Origin of the sequence: Thioalkalicoccus limnaeus (assembly GCF_041197575.1) — a bacterium.
GTDB lineage: Bacteria > Pseudomonadota > Gammaproteobacteria > Chromatiales > Chromatiaceae > Thioalkalicoccus > Thioalkalicoccus limnaeus.
Map to the genome: position 1 here is coordinate 17,254 of NZ_JBDKXB010000014.1, position 15,344 is coordinate 32,597.

Below are 15,344 nucleotides of genomic sequence, written 5' to 3' on the forward strand. Positions count from 1 at the left end.
GCGCGGTCAGAGCAGGCCCTTCACGGTGGCGACGACGCGCTCGACCGTGAAGCCGAACTCCTTGAACAGCGCACCGGCCGGGGCCGACTCGCCAAAACGGTCGAGGCCGATGACGGCGCCTTGGCTGCCGACGTACTTCCACCAGCCACCGGTAACCGCCGCCTCGATCGCGACCCGGGTCGTGACGCCCTTCGGCAGCACCGATTCGCGATAGGCCTCGTCCTGGGCATCGAAGGTGTCGGTCGACGGCATCGAGACGACGCGGATCGCGCGCCCGGCTAACGCCTCGGCGGCCTTGACCGCCAGATCCACCTCGGATCCGGTCGCGATCAGGATCACCTCCGGGGTGCCGGCACAATCGCGCAGGATGTAGCCACCGCGGGCGATTGCCGCGAGCTGGTTCTTATCCCGCTCGACATGGGGCAGGTTCTGCCGCGAGAAGATCAGACAGGTCGGACCGCCGCGTCGCTCGATCGCCAACCGCCAACTGACCGCCGACTCCACCGCGTCGCACGGCCGCCAAACGCTCATGTTCGGGATCAGGCGCAGCGTCGGGATCTGTTCGACCGGCTGGTGGGTCGGGCCGTCCTCGCCGAGACCGACCGAGTCGTGCGTGTAGACGAAGATCGCCGGCAGGCGCATCAGCGCCGCCATCCGAAGCGCGTTGCGGGCGTATTCGGAGAACATCAGGAAGGTGGCGCCGTAAGGAATGAAGCCCCCATGCAGCGCGATCCCGTTCATGATCGCGGACATGCCGAACTCGCGCACACCATAGTAAATATAGTTGCCCGGCGCATCGCCACGGCCGAGACCCTTGCTGCCCTTCCACAGAGTCAGGTTCGAGCCGGCCAGGTCCGCCGATCCGCCGATCAGCTCCGGCAGCAGCGGGCCAAAGCCATTCAGCGCGTTCTGCGAGGCCTTGCGCGAGGCAATCGTCTCGCCCTTCGCGACCACCGAGTCGATGAAGGCCTGCGCCTGCTGCGGCCAGTCAGCCGGCAGATCACCGGCTTGGCGGCGCGTGAACTCGGCCGCGAGATCCGGATGGGCCTTCGCGTAGGCGGCAAAGCGCTCTTGCCATTCGGCTTCGGCGCGGGCACCACGGTCCTTCGCGCTCCAGCCATCGTAGATGTGACCGGGAATCTCGAACGGCGGATGTTCCCAACCGATCGCCTGCCGGGTCAGTGCGACCTCGTCCTCGCCGAGCGCGGCGCCGTGGCACTCCTCCTTGCCCTGCTTGTTCGGTGAGCCCCAGCCGATGATCGTCTGACAACAGATCAGCGACGGCCGGTCCGTCACGGCCTGTGCCTCTTCGAGCGCGGCCTTGACGGCCTCGGCATCATGACCATCGACCTTCGGGATCACGTGCCAGCCATACGCAGCGAACCGCTGCGGCGTATCGTCGACGAACCAGGCCGGGACATCGCCGTGACCGCGCACCTCGCCATCGATCGAGATGTTGTTGTCATCGTAGACCGCGATCAGCTTACCGAGGCCCAACGCGCCGGCCAGCGAACAGGCCTCGTGCGAGATGCCTTCCATCAGACAGCCGTCGCCGAGGAAGACATAGGTGTAGTGGTCGACAATGCGATGATCCGGCCGGTTGAACTCGGCGGCCAGCGCCTTCTCGGCGATGGCCATGCCAACGGCATTCGTGATCCCCTGACCGAGCGGCCCGGTGGTCGTCTCGACGCCGGGGGCATAGCCATACTCCGGGTGGCCTGGGGTCTTCGAGTGAAGTTGCCGGAACTGCCTCAGATCATCGAGGGTCAGTTCGTAGCCCGTCAGGTGCAACAGCGAATACAGCAGCATCGAGCCATGCCCGTTCGACAGCACGAAGCGATCGCGGTCGGCCCATTTCGGATTCGACGGATTGTGGCGCAGGAAGTCGTTCCACAGGACCTCGGCGATATCGGCCATACCCATCGGCGCACCCGGATGGCCGGAGTTGGCCTTCTGGACCGCGTCCATGCTCAGCGCGCGGATGGCGTTGGCAAGTTCTCTGCGTGAGGACATGAGCCCCTCCTCTTCAAGTCTCTATAACAACGGTAAAGGGATGTTCCAAGCGACACACGATCAGTGCCCGCTTGCGCCCCATGACGGCATGGCGATGGACCAGAATGGGCTGGCGACATCGGACGCTAGAGGGTCGACCGACACGGCTGGGCGGTCCGGTTCACGAGCCGGCGCCCACGCCGCACCCTCGCCAGATTGAGGATGGACGCAACTCGCTTCGGTAGTGTTGCCCACCCCGGGGCTTAGGACAAAACGACTCGTTTTATGGTAGCAAAAAACAGCTTTATAGAATCCGCATATTTTAATCATTGGTCAAGACGAAGCAAGCAGCGAACCGCCCGCGCGACCGATCGAAGAGCCGGGCTCGGCGCTTGCGGTGACGCGGCGAATCGATCACCGCAAAAGCCTGGAACGGCCGTGCGCACGGCCGATCCGGGCCTTGGGGCGACGGGGACGGTAGCGCACGACCGCAACCGATCGAGCCGATCCCGGAGGGGCGATGCGCCCCAACGGTCGGGCCGACCGGGTGCAGATTCAGGCCGCGTGACGCCACTTGATCGAACAGCCGATGCTCGGAACCTGGGCCGCCGGTCCGCGCCCGGTTTCGGCGATCTGCTTCATCGCCTCGAACAGGTCACGACGCGCATCGGCCGGCGCTGTCTCCTTGCGGCTCTCATCGAGCCGGCCGCGGTACTGCAAGCCGAGGTCCGCGTCGTAGCCGAAGAAGTCCGGGGTGCAGACGGCCCCGTAAGCCTTGGCGATGGCCTGTGACTCATCGAGCAGGTAAGGGAATGGATAGCGGTACTCGTCAGCGACCCGCTTCATGTTCTCGAACGAGTCGTCCGGATAGTCGGTCGGATCGTTCGATTGAATCGCGACCGCCCCGATCCCGAGCGACGCGAGCTCGCGAACATCGCGGATGATCCGCTCCCGAACCGCCTTCACATACGGGCAGTGGTTGCAAATGAACATGACCAAAAGACCGCGTTCACCTCGGCAGTCATCACGGGTCCAGACGCGGCCATCGACGCCGGGCAGTGCGAAGTCCGGTGCCGCCGCGCCGAAGTCGCAGACAGGGGTTTCGGTTGAAGCCATGAGGCGCCTCCATAGGCAGGTTCGACGAATGAGATGGGCCCGTTACGAGAGTAAGGTGCCGGCGCAGATTTCCCAATTCCAGGCCTCGCTCTGCGTCCCACGCCGGCCGTATCGAGCGAAGGCCGTGCCCGAACGCGCTCAGCCTCGCCGGGTTTAATCCTTGGCGGCAACGCGTTAGGATAAGCGGTTTCATCAACGCGCCATCCGGCGCCCCGACCAGGTCTCGCATCCCATTATGAGCAAGGACTTCATCTTCACCTCCGAATCCGTTTCCGAAGGTCATCCCGACAAGATGGCGGATCAGATTTCCGATGCCGTGCTCGACGAGGTCTATCGCCGCGATCCCAACCACGCGAAGGCGCGCGTCGCATGCGAGACTCTGGTCAAGACCGGTTTCGTGATGCTGGCGGGCGAGATCACGGTGACCGATGCCGACCTCAAGATCGATTACGAGCAGGTCGTGCGTCGAACCGTCAAGGAGATCGGTTACGACAATTCCGAGTGCGGCTTCGACGGCAACAACTGCGGTGTCCTGATCGCCTTGGGCGAGCAGTCGAAGGACATCAACCAGGGTGTCGACCGCGACAAGCCCGAGGAGCAAGGCGCCGGTGATCAGGGCCTGATGTTCGGTTATGCCACCAACGAGACCGACATGCTGATGCCGGCGCCGATCGATTACGCACACCGGCTCGTCAAGCGTCAGGCCGAGGTTCGCAAGAACGGTACCCTGCCCTGGCTGCGGCCGGACGCCAAGTCCCAGATCACGGTCCGCTACAGCGACGGCAAACCGGTCGGCGTCGACGCCGTGGTGCTCTCGACACAGCACAGCGAGGACATCCGCGAGAGCGTGTTGCACGAGGCGGTGATGGAAGAGATCATCAAACCGGTGCTCGGCGACACCGGTTGGCTCCATTCCAACACGCGCTACCATATCAATCCGACCGGCAAGTTCGTGATCGGCGGCCCGGTCGGCGATTGCGGCCTGACCGGACGCAAGATCATCGTCGACACTTACGGCGGCATGGCGCGCCACGGCGGCGGCGCCTTTTCCGGCAAGGACCCGTCGAAGGTCGACCGGTCCGCCGCCTACGCCGGACGCTATGTCGCGAAGAACATCGTCGCGGCCGGGCTCGCCGACAAATGCGAGATCCAGGTCTCCTACGCGATCGGCGTCGCCGAACCCACGTCGGTGTCGATCGAGACCTTCGGCACCGCGCGGATCAGCGAGGCGCGGATCATCGAGTTGATCCGTGCCCACTTCGACCTGCGCCCCTTCGGCATCCTGCAGATGCTCGATCTGGCCAACCGCGATCTGATCAAGTACCAGTACACCGCGGCTTACGGCCACTTCGGCCGCGCCGAACCCGGGTTCACGTGGGAGCGGACCGACAAGGCCGACCTCCTGCGCGATGCGGCGGGGATCTGAATCCACGATCCCGAAACCCGAACTGCCGATGCCTGCCCCCTCCGTGGCAGGCATCGGCCACCCCCGACACGGGGTCAAGGCCCGATATCACGGCTTGCCACCACCCCGGCGCCGAGGAGCGTTGCGACCCGGTTCGTACAGGACCGGGCCAGGCTCGGCGTCGCGGTTCATTCGTTCGAACGGCGCTCACTCCATGTTTAATCAGAGGGTTGATCAACCATGAGTGAGTTCACTGACTACAAAGTCGCCGATCTGTCACTGGCCGAATGGGGCCGCCGCGAGATTCGCATTGCCGAGACCGAGATGCCGGGCCTGATGGCGCTTCGCGAAAAGTATGCCGGCGAGCAACCGCTGGCCGGCGCCCGGGTCACCGGCAGCCTGCACATGACGATCCAGACCGCCGTGCTGATCGAAACGCTCACCGCGCTCGGCGCGCAGGTGCGCTGGGCCTCGTGCAACATCTTCTCGACGCAGGACCATGCCGCGGCCGCCATCGCCGCGGCCGGCATCCCGGTCTTCGCGTGGAAGGGCGAGACCCTCGAAGAGTACTGGTGGTGTACCGAACAGGCCCTGAACTGGCCCGACGGCAGCGGCCCGAACATGATCCTCGACGATGGCGGCGACGCGACCTTGCTCGTGCACAAGGGTGTCGAATACGAAAAGGCCGGCGCCGTCCCGGCGCCGACGCCCCAGGACAATGAGGAGTGGACGGCCGTGCTGAACCTGCTCGGGCGCACCTTCGCACGCGACCCCGAGCATTGGCACAAGGTCGGCAAAGGGATCAAGGGCGTCACCGAGGAGACCACGACCGGCGTTCATCGACTCTACGAGATGGCCAAGAAGGGCACGTTGCTGTTCCCGGCGATGAACGTCAACGATGCCGTCACCAAATCGAAGTTCGACAACCTCTACGGATGCCGCGAATCCCTGGTCGACGGGATCAAGCGGGCCACCGACGTCATGATCGCCGGCAAGATCGCGATGGTCTGCGGCTATGGCGACGTCGGCAAGGGCTGCGCCCAGTCGCTGCGCGGCCTCGGGGCCACGGTCTGGGTCTCGGAGATCGATCCGATCTGCGCGCTGCAGGCCGCGATGGAAGGCTTCCGGGTCACGACGATGGAAGACGCTGCCCCGGTCGCCGATATCTTCGTCACGGCCACCGGCAACCAGGACATCATCACCTACGACCACATGGCCTCGATGAAGGACCAGGCCATCGTCTGCAACATCGGCCACTTCGATAACGAAATCGATGTCGCCGGCCTGATGTCGTGCCAATGGGAAGAGATCAAACCACAGGTCGATCACGTGATCTTCCCGTCGGGACGGCGGATCATCCTGCTCGCGAAAGGCCGCCTCGTGAACCTCGGCTGCGCCACCGGGCACCCGAGCTTCGTGATGTCGGCGAGCTTCACGAACCAGGTGCTTGCGCAGATCGAGCTCTTTTGTCGGACCGAGCAGTATCCGATCGGCGTCTATGTGCTGCCCAAACAGCTCGACGAGGAGGTCGCGCGACTGCACCTAGGCAAGATCGGCGCTAAGCTGACCCGATTGAGTCAACAGCAAGCGAGCTACATCGGCGTCTCCGTCGAAGGTCCGTACAAACCGGATCACTATCGCTACTGAACCGGCTGGCGGCCCGAAAGGGCCGCCGCCTGAGCGAAAAAGCACCACGACCAACGTCCGCGCGCCCCAGCCCTGCGGCGGGGATCGCGCGGGCCGCTGCGGTCGCGGTCCGCGATTCGGCCGTATCAGGAGCCACCGATGACAGATCCGCAACCGGTATACAGTTTCGAGCTGTTCCCGCCCAAGACGCCCGAGGGATTCGCCAAACTCAAAGGCCAAGTCGAGCGACTCGCCGCGCTCGGTCCGCGTTACTTCTCGGTAACCTATGGTGCCGGGGGGTCGACCCGCGCCGGCACCTTCGAGACCGTCGATTGGCTGCGAAGCCGGCAGATCGACACCGCCCCGCATCTCGCCTGCATCGGCTCGACCCGAGCCGAGGTCCGCGAACTGTTGCGGCGCTATCGCGATCAGGGCATCCAGCGCCTGGTCGCGCTGCGCGGTGACCTGCCGTCCGGCATGGGCACCGGCGCCGCCGGCGAGTTCCGCTACGCGAACGAGCTGGTCAGCTTCATCCGCGCCGAGCATGGCGATCATTTCGCTATCGAGGTCGCCGCGTACCCCGAGTTTCACCCGCAGGCCCCGAACCCGAACCGGGATCTCGACAACTTCGTCCGCAAGGTCGACGCCGGCGCCGACGCGGCGATCACGCAATACTTCTACAACGCCGACGCCTACTTCGGCTTCGTCGATGCGTGTCGCGAACGCGGCGTCACGGTGCCAATCGTGCCCGGCATCATGCCGATCACCAACTATGCGCAACTGGCCCGTTTTTCCGACGCCTGTGGCGCCGAGATCCCGCGCTGGATCCGCCGCCGGCTCGAAGGCTTCGGCGACGACCTCGGCAGCCTGCGTGCATTCGGCCACGACGTGGTCCTGGCTCTTTGCCGCCGGCTCCTCGAGGGCGGCGCCCCGGGGCTGCACTTCTATACGATGAACCAGTCCAGCCCGACGCAGCGGCTGTGGCGGGAGCTCGGTCTCACCGACCCAGGCAAGATTGCGAATTCGCAGTGAGGGCGGAGCATCGGATCGCTATCCTCGTACCGGTAAAACCCATCCTCCTTGGAAAGGCCGCCCCACCCTCCTCTTTTGGGGCGGCTTTGTTTTCCTCGGACGCCCCTCGGGCGCCCGGTTCGCGTCCCGGATCGCCGAAGGCCCTCAGGCCAGCGCACGAAGGGCCATCGAGACCCAACCTCCGCGTCGACCTCGACGAGCCGCTGGGACTGCGAAGCGTTAGCTGGCTCCTTCCGCCTCGGCATTCACGCAGGCCCACGCAGGCCAGGACGACAGGCGTGCTTCGATGAAGACGGCCAAGCCTGTGAGATCGCCGATCTCGATCCGGGGCGGATGTCCCTCGGGCAGCGAACCCTCGGCGACGACTGCGACGATGTCCGGATCCGATTGGTACAAGGGCGGTCGCCCCAACGTTGCACGATAGACCTCGATCTTCGGATACCGGGCATGCTTGAAGCCCTCGACCAGGATCAGGTCGAGCTCGTCCCAGACGAACCGCGACAACAACTCTGGCAGCGACGGATCCCGACCCTGGCGCGGCTGTTCGACCAGCAACGCCCAGCGCTCGCCCGATGCAATCAGGGTCTGCCGCGCGCCGGCCGCGCGAATCCGATGACTGTCCTTGCCGGGTCGATCCAGATCGAAACGACAATGGGCGTGCTTCAGATAGCCGATGCGCAGTCCCCGCGCGGACAACAGCGGCACCAGCCGCTCGATCAGCGTGGTCTTGCCCATGCCGCTGGTCGCGACGAAACCGACGACGGCCGGGGCATCACCGCTCATGGTCCTTCAGCCCCAACGCATCTCTTAGCGCCCCGCGCCATCAGCGGATCGAACCAAGAACCGGTCACTGGGCGTCACCCATGGCGATTCTGCCAGTACCCCCAATCGAGGCCCCGATACTTCGGCGGCATCAGGTTCGAATAGAGCAAGGCGCAGCGGACGAGCGAATGCACCGTCTTGCCGATCCGACCGCGCTCGAGGCGCCGGTGATCGATCGCATAAACAGGCAGATCCCGGCAAAAGCGCACCGAATACCCAGCGCGCCCGAGGCGCCAAACCACCTCCGAATCCTCATTGCATCGCAACCGCACATCGAACCCCCCGACAGCCATCAGCGCAGCGCGCGAGACGACCAGGTTGGAGCCGGTCGCCGCCGGGATACCGCAGACCTGACTGACCGCCTGCGCCCGTGCGATCCCGGCGTAGTAGCGACGGAAACGGTCACGTGACAGCTTGGGCCCGTAATAGACAGCGGCCCCGGAAAGCTGCACCAAGCGTTCAAAGTAATCCGGCGCAAAAACCACATCGGCATCGGTAAACAACAGCCAGTCGGTCTTCGCCAGTTCCGCGCCTCGTTGACGGGCCTCGGTGACGGTACCCGGCTCACGCACGACCAAGGTGTTTCGGGGACGACGCCGCTCGATCAGGTCGGGGGTACCGTCGCGGCTCGCGTCGACGACGATCAGTTGGACAGCCGGCGGGATCGAATCGAGAAAAGCGCCGATATTGCGAGCCTCGTCGCGCGTCGGCAGGACCAGCGTGAGATCGTTCAAGCGCATGAGTCACCCATCGTCGGCATTGCGGTTCGACGGGCGCCGATGATACCACCGTCATCGGCGCACAGGTGAACCGGACAGGGCACCGCCGCGGGGCACGGGCCGAGGCGCCCCGACAGCGGCACGCGCGCCGTCCCTCGACCGCCCGCGGGCGCTTCAGGGCTTGGGCAAGGTCACGCCACGCTGACCCTGATACTTGCCATCCCGGTCCTTGTACGAGGATTCGCAGACCTCATCGGATTCGAAGAACAGGATCTGCGCCACCCCTTCGTTCGCGTAGATCTTCGCCGGCAACGGCGTCGTGTTCGAGAATTCGAGCGTCACGTGCCCCTCCCATTCCGGCTCGAGCGGCGTGACGTTGACGATGATGCCGCAGCGCGCGTAGGTACTCTTGCCAAGACAAATGGTCAGGACGCTGCGTGGGATCCGTAAATACTCGACGGTGCGCGCCAGCGCGAACGAGTTCGGCGGGATGATGCAGACCGCGGCCTGCAGATCCACGAAGCTGTTCGAATCGAAGCGCTTCGGGTCGACGATCGCCGAATTGATGTTCGTGAAGATCTTGAATTCGTCGGCGCAGCGGATGTCGTACCCGTAACTCGAGGTGCCGTAGGAGATGACCCGACCGCCGGGTCCCTCGCGGACCTGGCCGGGCTCGAATGGCTCGATCATGCCATGGCTCAGCGCCATCCGGCGGATCCAGCGGTCGGATTTGATCGCCATCTGTCCAGTCCCGCCTAGTCGTCCTGGCCGTGGTAACCCTGGATCCTCTCGACCTCGTTACGCGACCCGAGGATCACCGGAACCCGCTGGTGCAGACCCTCCGGCTGGAGGTCCATGATCCGATGCGTGCCCGTGATGGATCCGCCGCCGGCTTGTTCGACGATGAAGGACATCGGGTTCGCCTCGTAGAGCAGACGCAACTTGCCGCCCTGGCCCTTCTCTTTCATCTTGGCGTCCATCGGATACATGAAGACGCCGCCGCGCGTCAGGATCCGGTGCACCTCGGCGACCATCGAGGCGATCCAGCGCATGTTGAAGTCCTTGCCGCGCGGCCCTTCCTTGCCGGCCAGGCACTCATCGACATAGCGTCGTATCGGCGCCTCCCAGAAACGCATGTTCGACGCATTGATCGCGAACTCCTGGGTGTCGACCGGGATCTCCATCTTCGGGTGCGTCAGGATGAACTCGCCGATGTTCTGGTCGAGCGTGAAGCCGTTGACGCCATTGCCGGTGGTCAGCACCATCATCGTCGAGGGCCCGTACAGCGCATAACCGGCCGCGACCTGCTGCGTCCCGGCCTGCAGGAAATCGCGCTCGGTCGGAGCCTCCTTGCCCCCCGGGCAGCGCAGGATCGAGAAGATGGTTCCGACCGACACGTTGACATCGATGTTCGACGAGCCGTCGAGCGGGTCGAAGGTCAACAAGTATTTGCCGCGCGGGAACTTCGAAGGGATCGGGTAGATCTCGTCCATCTCCTCCGAGGCCAGGGCGGCCAGGTGTCCGGCCCATTCGTTCGATCGGATGAAGACCTCGTTGGACAGCACATCGAGTTTCTTCTGCGTTTCGCCTTGGACATTCTCGCTGCCGGCGCTGCCCAGCACCCCGACCAGGGCACCGTGATTGACCATGTTCGAGATGACCTTGCAGGCCGTGACGATATCGTTGAGCAAAGACGTGAAATCCCCGGTCGCGCCGGCAATGTGGCGCTGCTCCTCGATGATGAACTGGGTGATGGTCGTGCCGTTGTGCATGGTGGCGTCCTCGTAATTCCGATGCGCGCAAAAAAGACTCCCATTATAGGAGCTTCGCGGCCGAGACGGAAACCCGACCAAACTGATCTGGAAAGTCCGGCCGTTCTATGGTAAGCAGAGGGTTCAGCACGATAACAACGAGGGCGGACATGCCGATGCCTGCCGAACTGCCGTCCGTGCCGCCTCTGACCGATCGGTTTGGGCGGCGAATCACCTATTTGCGCCTTTCGGTCACGGATCGCTGCAACCTGCGGTGCCGCTACTGCCTTGGGCCAGACGCACGCTTCGTGCCGCGCGCCCATCTCCTGACCACCGCCGAGATCGCGCAGCTGGCTCGGGCCTTCGTCGCGTGCGGCGTCACCAAGATCCGCCTCACCGGTGGCGAGCCCCTGCTCAGAACCGATATCGTCGCTTTGGTCCACGCACTCGCGGCGCTGCCGGGGCTAGCCGAGACTGTGGTCACGACCAACGGTGTGCGTTTAGTGCCACTCGCCGACGCGCTGCGCAAGGCTGGGGTGCGGCGGCTCAACATCAGCCTCGACAGCCTGCGCCCCGAGCGCTTCCGACACTTGACCGGCCGCGGCGACTTGGCCGCGGTCCTGCGCGGCATTGACGCGGCACGCGCGGCCGGGTTCGAACGAATCAAGCTCAACACCGTGATTCTGGGCGGACAGAATGACGATGAGATCCCCGATCTCGTCGCATTCGCGGTGGCGAACGGGCTCAATTTGAGCTTCATCGAGGAGATGCCGATCGGGCGCGTCGACCGGAAAGCCCGGACCACCTACTACCCGAACGAGCGGATCCGCGAAGAGCTCACCCACCACTACCCGTTGATCGCGACGACCGAGACCACCGGCGGTCCGGCGCGCTACTTCCGCATCCCCGGAACCGAGACCCGCGTCGGCTTCGTCTCGCCGCACAGCCACAACTTCTGCGGTGACTGCAATCGGGTACGCGTGACCGCCGACGGGCAATTCGTGCCCTGCCTCGGACGCGCCGGAACCCTTGATCTGCGTCGTATCCTGCGCGAGACGCCGGGCGATACCGACAGGTTGCACGACGCGATCCGCGCCGCGGTCGACCACAAGCCAGCAGCGCACGATCTCGATTGGCTGCATCCGCTCGTTCGGCCGATGAGTCAAACCGGTGGCTGAGTGTTCCGACCGAGCGCCTTTGCGGGCGGCCACTCGCGGCATATAATTCGTATATTAGCTGTTTTCGATATTCTCAGGAGAAGCCAGTGCCTACTTATGATTACCGCTGCGAGACGAATGACCGCATTGTCGAGGTCCAACACCGGATGAGCGAGACACTATCCACCTGGGGCGAGGTCTGCGCACGGGCCGGCATCGAGACCGGCGACACCCCTTCGGAAACCCCAGTGCATCGATTGGCGACCGGCGGCAATATCATCGGCAGCCAGCGCCTCGGCAGTGGACCGGCGCCGGCACCAGCCTGCGGGACCGGCGGTTGCTGTCCATCCGGTTTTTGCGGCCTCAATTGATAGCCACGAGCCGCTTCGAAAAAACGCGCCGGCTGCGCAATCGCTGTGCGGCCGGCGCGATCCGCTTCTTACTGCACCCGACAGGGTACGCTTTCACAGCGGCGACAAGCCGACCCCGAACGGAGCCTGGAGACGGTTCGGCGCTTGCCTAATCGAGATAGGCTCGCCGGCTCTCGCTCGCGGGCTCGTGGACAAAGGGTTTGCCGAGCTCGTCGAGACGAAAGAGGTCGAATACCCGATGACCATTGATATCGACGACCCGCAGGTCATCGGTCTCATGAATGTCGTTGGTCACCGCCTCGAAGTGGCCGCCGTAACGCCGCGCGACCTCCTCCAACGGGAGTTCGTAAGCCATGAATTTCTCGATGCCCTTATGGCGCAGTTTGCTCAGCAGGACATCATCGTCGAGCCGCGACACCGACGTCAGGACCAGCATCGGACCACTGCCCGAGATCAACATCAGCGCCTTCATCTTCGTGTCCCTCCGATGACCGAGAGCGGGCCGCCGCGGCGCTCGACCGCCCACTCGGATAATCACGACGACCGGCAATGCCGGTCGGCGCCGCCTCCTCTTCATTATTCCTATTGACATCGACGTCGACACAAGGTGCCGAACTCTGACCCCGCGCGGCGATCGGCGGCGCCAAGCGCCGCCCAAGCCCGGCAGGGCCCGGCCAGCTAGCCGGCCTCGACCGAGACCGCCTGCTGCGCGTCGCGCTCGTAGTGGCGCGGCCAGGCGCAGAGGATCGCCTGCACCAGGGTCGCCAACGGGATCGCGAAGAAGACCCCCCAGAACCCCCAGAGCCCGCCGAAAACCAGGATCGCGACGATGATGGCGACCGGATGCAGGTTGACCACCTCGGAAAAGAGCAAGGGCGCGAGCACGTTGCCGTCGAGCGCCTGAATGATCGCATAGGCCACCGCGAGCCAGATCAATTCGGGCGACCAACCCCACTGAAACCAGCCGACCAACAGCACGGGAACCGTCACCACGGCGGCACCGATATAGGGAATCAGCACCGACAACCCGACCAGCAGGCCCAACAGCATCGCGTACTTGAGCCCAAACAACAGGAAGGTGACGTAGCTGACGATCCAGACGATCAGGATCTCCCAAACCTTGCCGCGTACATAGTTCGAAATCTGGCGGTCGACATCGGCCCAGACCTGGCTCGCGATCCCGCGGTGCTGCGGCAGGTACTGCCGAAACCAGTCGAGGATCAGGTTCTTGTCCTTCAGGAAGAAGAACACGAGCAGCGGCATCAGGATCAGGTACACCAGGATCGTGATGACGCCGACGACCGACGCCATCGACCAGGAAAGAACCCTTTGCCCGAACGCGATGCTTTCGGCACGGATCGCGCCGATCAGTTGCTGGATCTGCTCCTGCGTCACGAACTCCGGATACTCCTCCGGCAAGCGCAACAAGGTGTTCTGACCCTCGTTGATCATCGCGGGCAACTGCTGAACCAGATCCGTGATCTGGCGCGACAGTAACGGGAAAACGCCGAACAGGATCAGTGTCAGAAACAAGAGGAAGAGCGCAAAGACCACGATGACCCCGACCAATCTTGGCCAACCGTGTCGCTCGAGCCAACTCACCAGCCCCTCGAGCAGATAGGCGATGACGATGCTCGCGAGCACCGGCAACAGCATCTTCCCCAAGACCAGAATGACGGCGAAGATGACCAGCAACAGGCTGGTCAGGAAGAGGATCTGCGGATCGGAAAAGTAGCGCCGGAACCACGCGGTCACGACTTGCATAGGGCACCCGGATCGTTAAGCGCCCGTCGGGGCGTGGGACTGACGGTAGGCGGCGTAGTGGCGCTCGAACACCTGCTCTAGCTCGACGATGACGTCATCGGCCGTCCGCCCTTGCAGGACATGAGCGCTGACGAGGGCCGAGGTCTCGCCGAAGAGGACCCCGGGGTCGAGCATGTAATAGGAAGCGGACAGCCGCTTGATCGCGGCGACGACCGTCTCCTGATCGGGGCGTGGCTCGTGGCGTGGCTCGGCCGGCGGCCGCGCCAGCTGTTGATCGGCACGCCGGGCAACGAGAAAGGCCGCGAACGCCAGCAGCGCGCTTCGATCCGACGCGTCCAATTCGCGGTAGTGCCCAAGCAGGCGCGTCTCGTCGTCTCGCTTCGCAACGACGGGGTTCATCGATCGGCCAACCGGATCATGCGACGTGCGTCTCGCAATAGGCCCGCGCGAATCTCAGCAGCTCTTCCATCGCGCGCGAGCGAAACTTCTGCTTTTGGTGAATGAACGAAAAGGGTCGATCGAGCGGCGGATCCAGATCGATCGCCACCAGGGTACCGAGGCGCAACTCCTTCTGAATCGTCGTTCGTGACACGACCGACACACCCATCCCCGCCTCGACGGCGCCTTTGACGGCCTCGGGACTACCGAGTTCCATCGCGATCTTCAACGAAACACCACCGCTGATCTGGTGCAACTGCGCGCCGATGACCTCGCGGGTTCCCGAACCCTCCTCGCGACAAATGAAGGGAAAATCGAGCAACTGCGGGAAGTTGACGCTGGCCCGACCCACCAGCGGGTGCCCCGGCGGCAGGATCGCGACCAGGCTATCCCGCCTGCAGACCTCGACGACCAGGTTCCGATTCGTAACGGGCGATTCGACGACACCGAGATCGATCGTGTTGTTCTCGACCATCGACACCACGCCCTCGCTGTTGGCCACCTTCAGGTGAATCGTCACATCCGGGTACTGCTCTTTGAAATCGCCAAGCAACGTGGGGAGCATGTATTCGGCGATCGTGGTACTGGCCCCGATCGTCAAGGCCCCGCTGATCTCGCCGGTCAGCTCGCGAACGGCGCTCTCCATTTCCTGATAGAGGTCGAAGATGCGATCGGCGTAGGCGTAGACCCGCTGCCCGGCCTCGGTCAAGCTGATCCGGTTGTGGGTCCGATCGAACAGCCGCGTATTGAAGTGTTCCTCGAGCTGACGAACCTGAAAGGTCACCGCGGGCTGGGTCATGTGCAGCGCCTCGGCCGCCTTCGTGAAGCTGAGAAGACGCGCAACCGTGTGAAAAACGCGTAGTCGTCGATCCGCCACTGCGCCCCGCCTCGCATCAATGCCAGAATAAAAAATCCTTATATCATAATCCGCGCGGAGCGAAACGTATCGCGATCGGGATCAAGGACTTCCGCCACTTCGCAGGACATGAGAAGCGGGGCGCGGGGAGCGCGGCTGAGTGGGCTGGGGCGGATTGGCACAGCAGACAAGTGCGGATCAGTGGACGACGCGCCCGGCACAGCGCCCCGACGGCCGGGCGCATCTCTCGGGCGCCGGATGATGCGATCGCTCATCCGACCCGCGAGGAGGACCC

Annotated in this window: 15 protein-coding genes and 1 riboswitch; of the genes, 5 read left to right on the plus strand and 10 right to left on the minus strand. The window is 64.2% G+C overall.

Annotation, left to right across the window (positions count from 1 at the left end; genetic code table 11):
• Nucleotides 1-6 precede the first annotated feature (6 nt).
• Nucleotides 7-2,013, minus strand: coding sequence for a transketolase (gene tkt / locus ABC977_RS11275; RefSeq protein WP_369667362.1), 2,007 nt, complete (start codon nucleotides 2,011-2,013; stop codon nucleotides 7-9).
• 534 nt (nucleotides 2,014-2,547) lie between these two features.
• On the minus strand, nucleotides 2,548-3,108 hold the full coding sequence (locus ABC977_RS11280) for a thioredoxin family protein (RefSeq protein ID WP_369667363.1): 561 nt from the start codon (nucleotides 3,106-3,108) through the stop codon (nucleotides 2,548-2,550).
• A 235-nt stretch (nucleotides 3,109-3,343) separates the two neighbouring features.
• On the opposite strand from ABC977_RS11280, the gene metK reads away from it, so the two are divergent.
• The 3 genes from metK to metF all read left to right on the plus strand — a co-directional run bounded on the left by metK (nucleotide 3,344) and on the right by metF (nucleotide 7,171).
• Nucleotides 3,344-4,534: a methionine adenosyltransferase gene (gene metK / locus ABC977_RS11285; protein ID WP_369667364.1), complete on the plus strand. Its 1,191-nt coding sequence runs from the start codon at nucleotides 3,344-3,346 to the stop codon at nucleotides 4,532-4,534.
• A gap of 107 nt (nucleotides 4,535-4,641) precedes the next feature.
• A riboswitch (S-adenosyl-L-homocysteine riboswitch) is annotated at nucleotides 4,642-4,729 on the plus strand.
• Between the two features lie 24 nt (nucleotides 4,730-4,753).
• Entirely contained in the window at nucleotides 4,754-6,160 is a 1,407-nt protein-coding gene (gene ahcY / locus ABC977_RS11290) for an adenosylhomocysteinase (protein WP_369667365.1), read from the plus strand.
• Between the two features lie 138 nt (nucleotides 6,161-6,298).
• Nucleotides 6,299-7,171 carry a methylenetetrahydrofolate reductase [NAD(P)H] gene (gene metF, locus ABC977_RS11295; RefSeq protein WP_369667366.1) on the plus strand — a complete coding sequence of 291 codons (873 nt, stop codon included), beginning with the start codon at nucleotides 6,299-6,301 and terminating at the stop codon, nucleotides 7,169-7,171.
• A gap of 219 nt (nucleotides 7,172-7,390) precedes the next feature.
• Here the strand turns inward: metF and mobB are convergent, their stop codons facing one another.
• From mobB to ABC977_RS11315, 4 genes are all read right to left on the minus strand, one after another.
• Nucleotides 7,391-7,954, minus strand: a complete 564-nt coding sequence (mobB, locus tag ABC977_RS11300) for a molybdopterin-guanine dinucleotide biosynthesis protein B (protein ID WP_369667367.1) — start codon at nucleotides 7,952-7,954, stop codon at nucleotides 7,391-7,393.
• A gap of 74 nt (nucleotides 7,955-8,028) precedes the next feature.
• A complete protein-coding gene (locus ABC977_RS11305; RefSeq protein ID WP_369667368.1) occupies nucleotides 8,029-8,733 on the minus strand; it encodes a glycosyltransferase in 705 nt (234 codons plus the stop codon).
• Between the two features lie 153 nt (nucleotides 8,734-8,886).
• The gene (gene dcd, locus ABC977_RS11310; protein ID WP_369667369.1) at nucleotides 8,887-9,453 is read right to left on the minus strand and encodes a dCTP deaminase; all 567 of its coding nucleotides are present in this window, start codon (nucleotides 9,451-9,453) and stop codon (nucleotides 8,887-8,889) included.
• Nucleotides 9,454-9,467: 14 nt separating this feature from the next.
• Nucleotides 9,468-10,484: a class 1 fructose-bisphosphatase gene (locus ABC977_RS11315; RefSeq protein WP_369667370.1), complete on the minus strand. Its 1,017-nt coding sequence runs from the start codon at nucleotides 10,482-10,484 to the stop codon at nucleotides 9,468-9,470.
• Nucleotides 10,485-10,633: 149 nt separating this feature from the next.
• On the opposite strand from ABC977_RS11315, the gene moaA reads away from it, so the two are divergent.
• Nucleotides 10,634-11,641: a GTP 3',8-cyclase MoaA gene (moaA, locus tag ABC977_RS11320; RefSeq protein ID WP_369667371.1), complete on the plus strand. Its 1,008-nt coding sequence runs from the start codon at nucleotides 10,634-10,636 to the stop codon at nucleotides 11,639-11,641.
• Nucleotides 11,642-11,727: 86 nt separating this feature from the next.
• On the plus strand, nucleotides 11,728-11,991 hold the full coding sequence (locus tag ABC977_RS11325; protein WP_369667372.1) for an FmdB family zinc ribbon protein: 264 nt from the start codon (nucleotides 11,728-11,730) through the stop codon (nucleotides 11,989-11,991).
• A gap of 148 nt (nucleotides 11,992-12,139) precedes the next feature.
• Here the strand turns inward: ABC977_RS11325 and ABC977_RS11330 are convergent, their stop codons facing one another.
• From ABC977_RS11330 to ABC977_RS11345, 4 genes are all read right to left on the minus strand, one after another.
• On the minus strand, nucleotides 12,140-12,463 hold the full coding sequence (locus tag ABC977_RS11330) for a hypothetical protein (RefSeq protein ID WP_369667373.1): 324 nt from the start codon (nucleotides 12,461-12,463) through the stop codon (nucleotides 12,140-12,142).
• A 206-nt stretch (nucleotides 12,464-12,669) separates the two neighbouring features.
• Nucleotides 12,670-13,755 carry an AI-2E family transporter gene (locus ABC977_RS11335; RefSeq protein WP_369667374.1) on the minus strand — a complete coding sequence of 362 codons (1,086 nt, stop codon included), beginning with the start codon at nucleotides 13,753-13,755 and terminating at the stop codon, nucleotides 12,670-12,672.
• Between the two features lie 15 nt (nucleotides 13,756-13,770).
• Entirely contained in the window at nucleotides 13,771-14,154 is a 384-nt protein-coding gene (locus ABC977_RS11340) for a hypothetical protein (protein WP_369667375.1), read from the minus strand.
• A 16-nt stretch (nucleotides 14,155-14,170) separates the two neighbouring features.
• Entirely contained in the window at nucleotides 14,171-15,070 is a 900-nt protein-coding gene (locus tag ABC977_RS11345) for a LysR family transcriptional regulator (RefSeq protein ID WP_369667376.1), read from the minus strand.
• Nucleotides 15,071-15,344 lie beyond the last annotated feature (274 nt).

Coding starts and splice junctions, on each gene's coding strand:
- tkt (WP_369667362.1), bottom strand. CDS start 2,013: ATGTCCTCACGCAGAGAACTTGCCAACGCCATCCGCGCGCTGAGCATG.
- ABC977_RS11330 (WP_369667373.1), bottom strand. CDS start 12,463: ATGAAGGCGCTGATGTTGATCTCGGGCAGTGGTCCGATGCTGGTCCTG.
- ahcY (WP_369667365.1), top strand. CDS start 4,754: ATGAGTGAGTTCACTGACTACAAAGTCGCCGATCTGTCACTGGCCGAA.
- mobB (WP_369667367.1), bottom strand. CDS start 7,954: ATGAGCGGTGATGCCCCGGCCGTCGTCGGTTTCGTCGCGACCAGCGGC.
- moaA (WP_369667371.1), top strand. CDS start 10,634: ATGCCGATGCCTGCCGAACTGCCGTCCGTGCCGCCTCTGACCGATCGG.
- ABC977_RS11280 (WP_369667363.1), bottom strand. CDS start 3,108: ATGGCTTCAACCGAAACCCCTGTCTGCGACTTCGGCGCGGCGGCACCG.
- metK (WP_369667364.1), top strand. CDS start 3,344: ATGAGCAAGGACTTCATCTTCACCTCCGAATCCGTTTCCGAAGGTCAT.
- metF (WP_369667366.1), top strand. CDS start 6,299: ATGACAGATCCGCAACCGGTATACAGTTTCGAGCTGTTCCCGCCCAAG.
- ABC977_RS11340 (WP_369667375.1), bottom strand. CDS start 14,154: ATGAACCCCGTCGTTGCGAAGCGAGACGACGAGACGCGCCTGCTTGGG.
- ABC977_RS11315 (WP_369667370.1), bottom strand. CDS start 10,484: ATGCACAACGGCACGACCATCACCCAGTTCATCATCGAGGAGCAGCGC.
- ABC977_RS11305 (WP_369667368.1), bottom strand. CDS start 8,733: ATGCGCTTGAACGATCTCACGCTGGTCCTGCCGACGCGCGACGAGGCT.
- dcd (WP_369667369.1), bottom strand. CDS start 9,453: ATGGCGATCAAATCCGACCGCTGGATCCGCCGGATGGCGCTGAGCCAT.
- ABC977_RS11335 (WP_369667374.1), bottom strand. CDS start 13,755: ATGCAAGTCGTGACCGCGTGGTTCCGGCGCTACTTTTCCGATCCGCAG.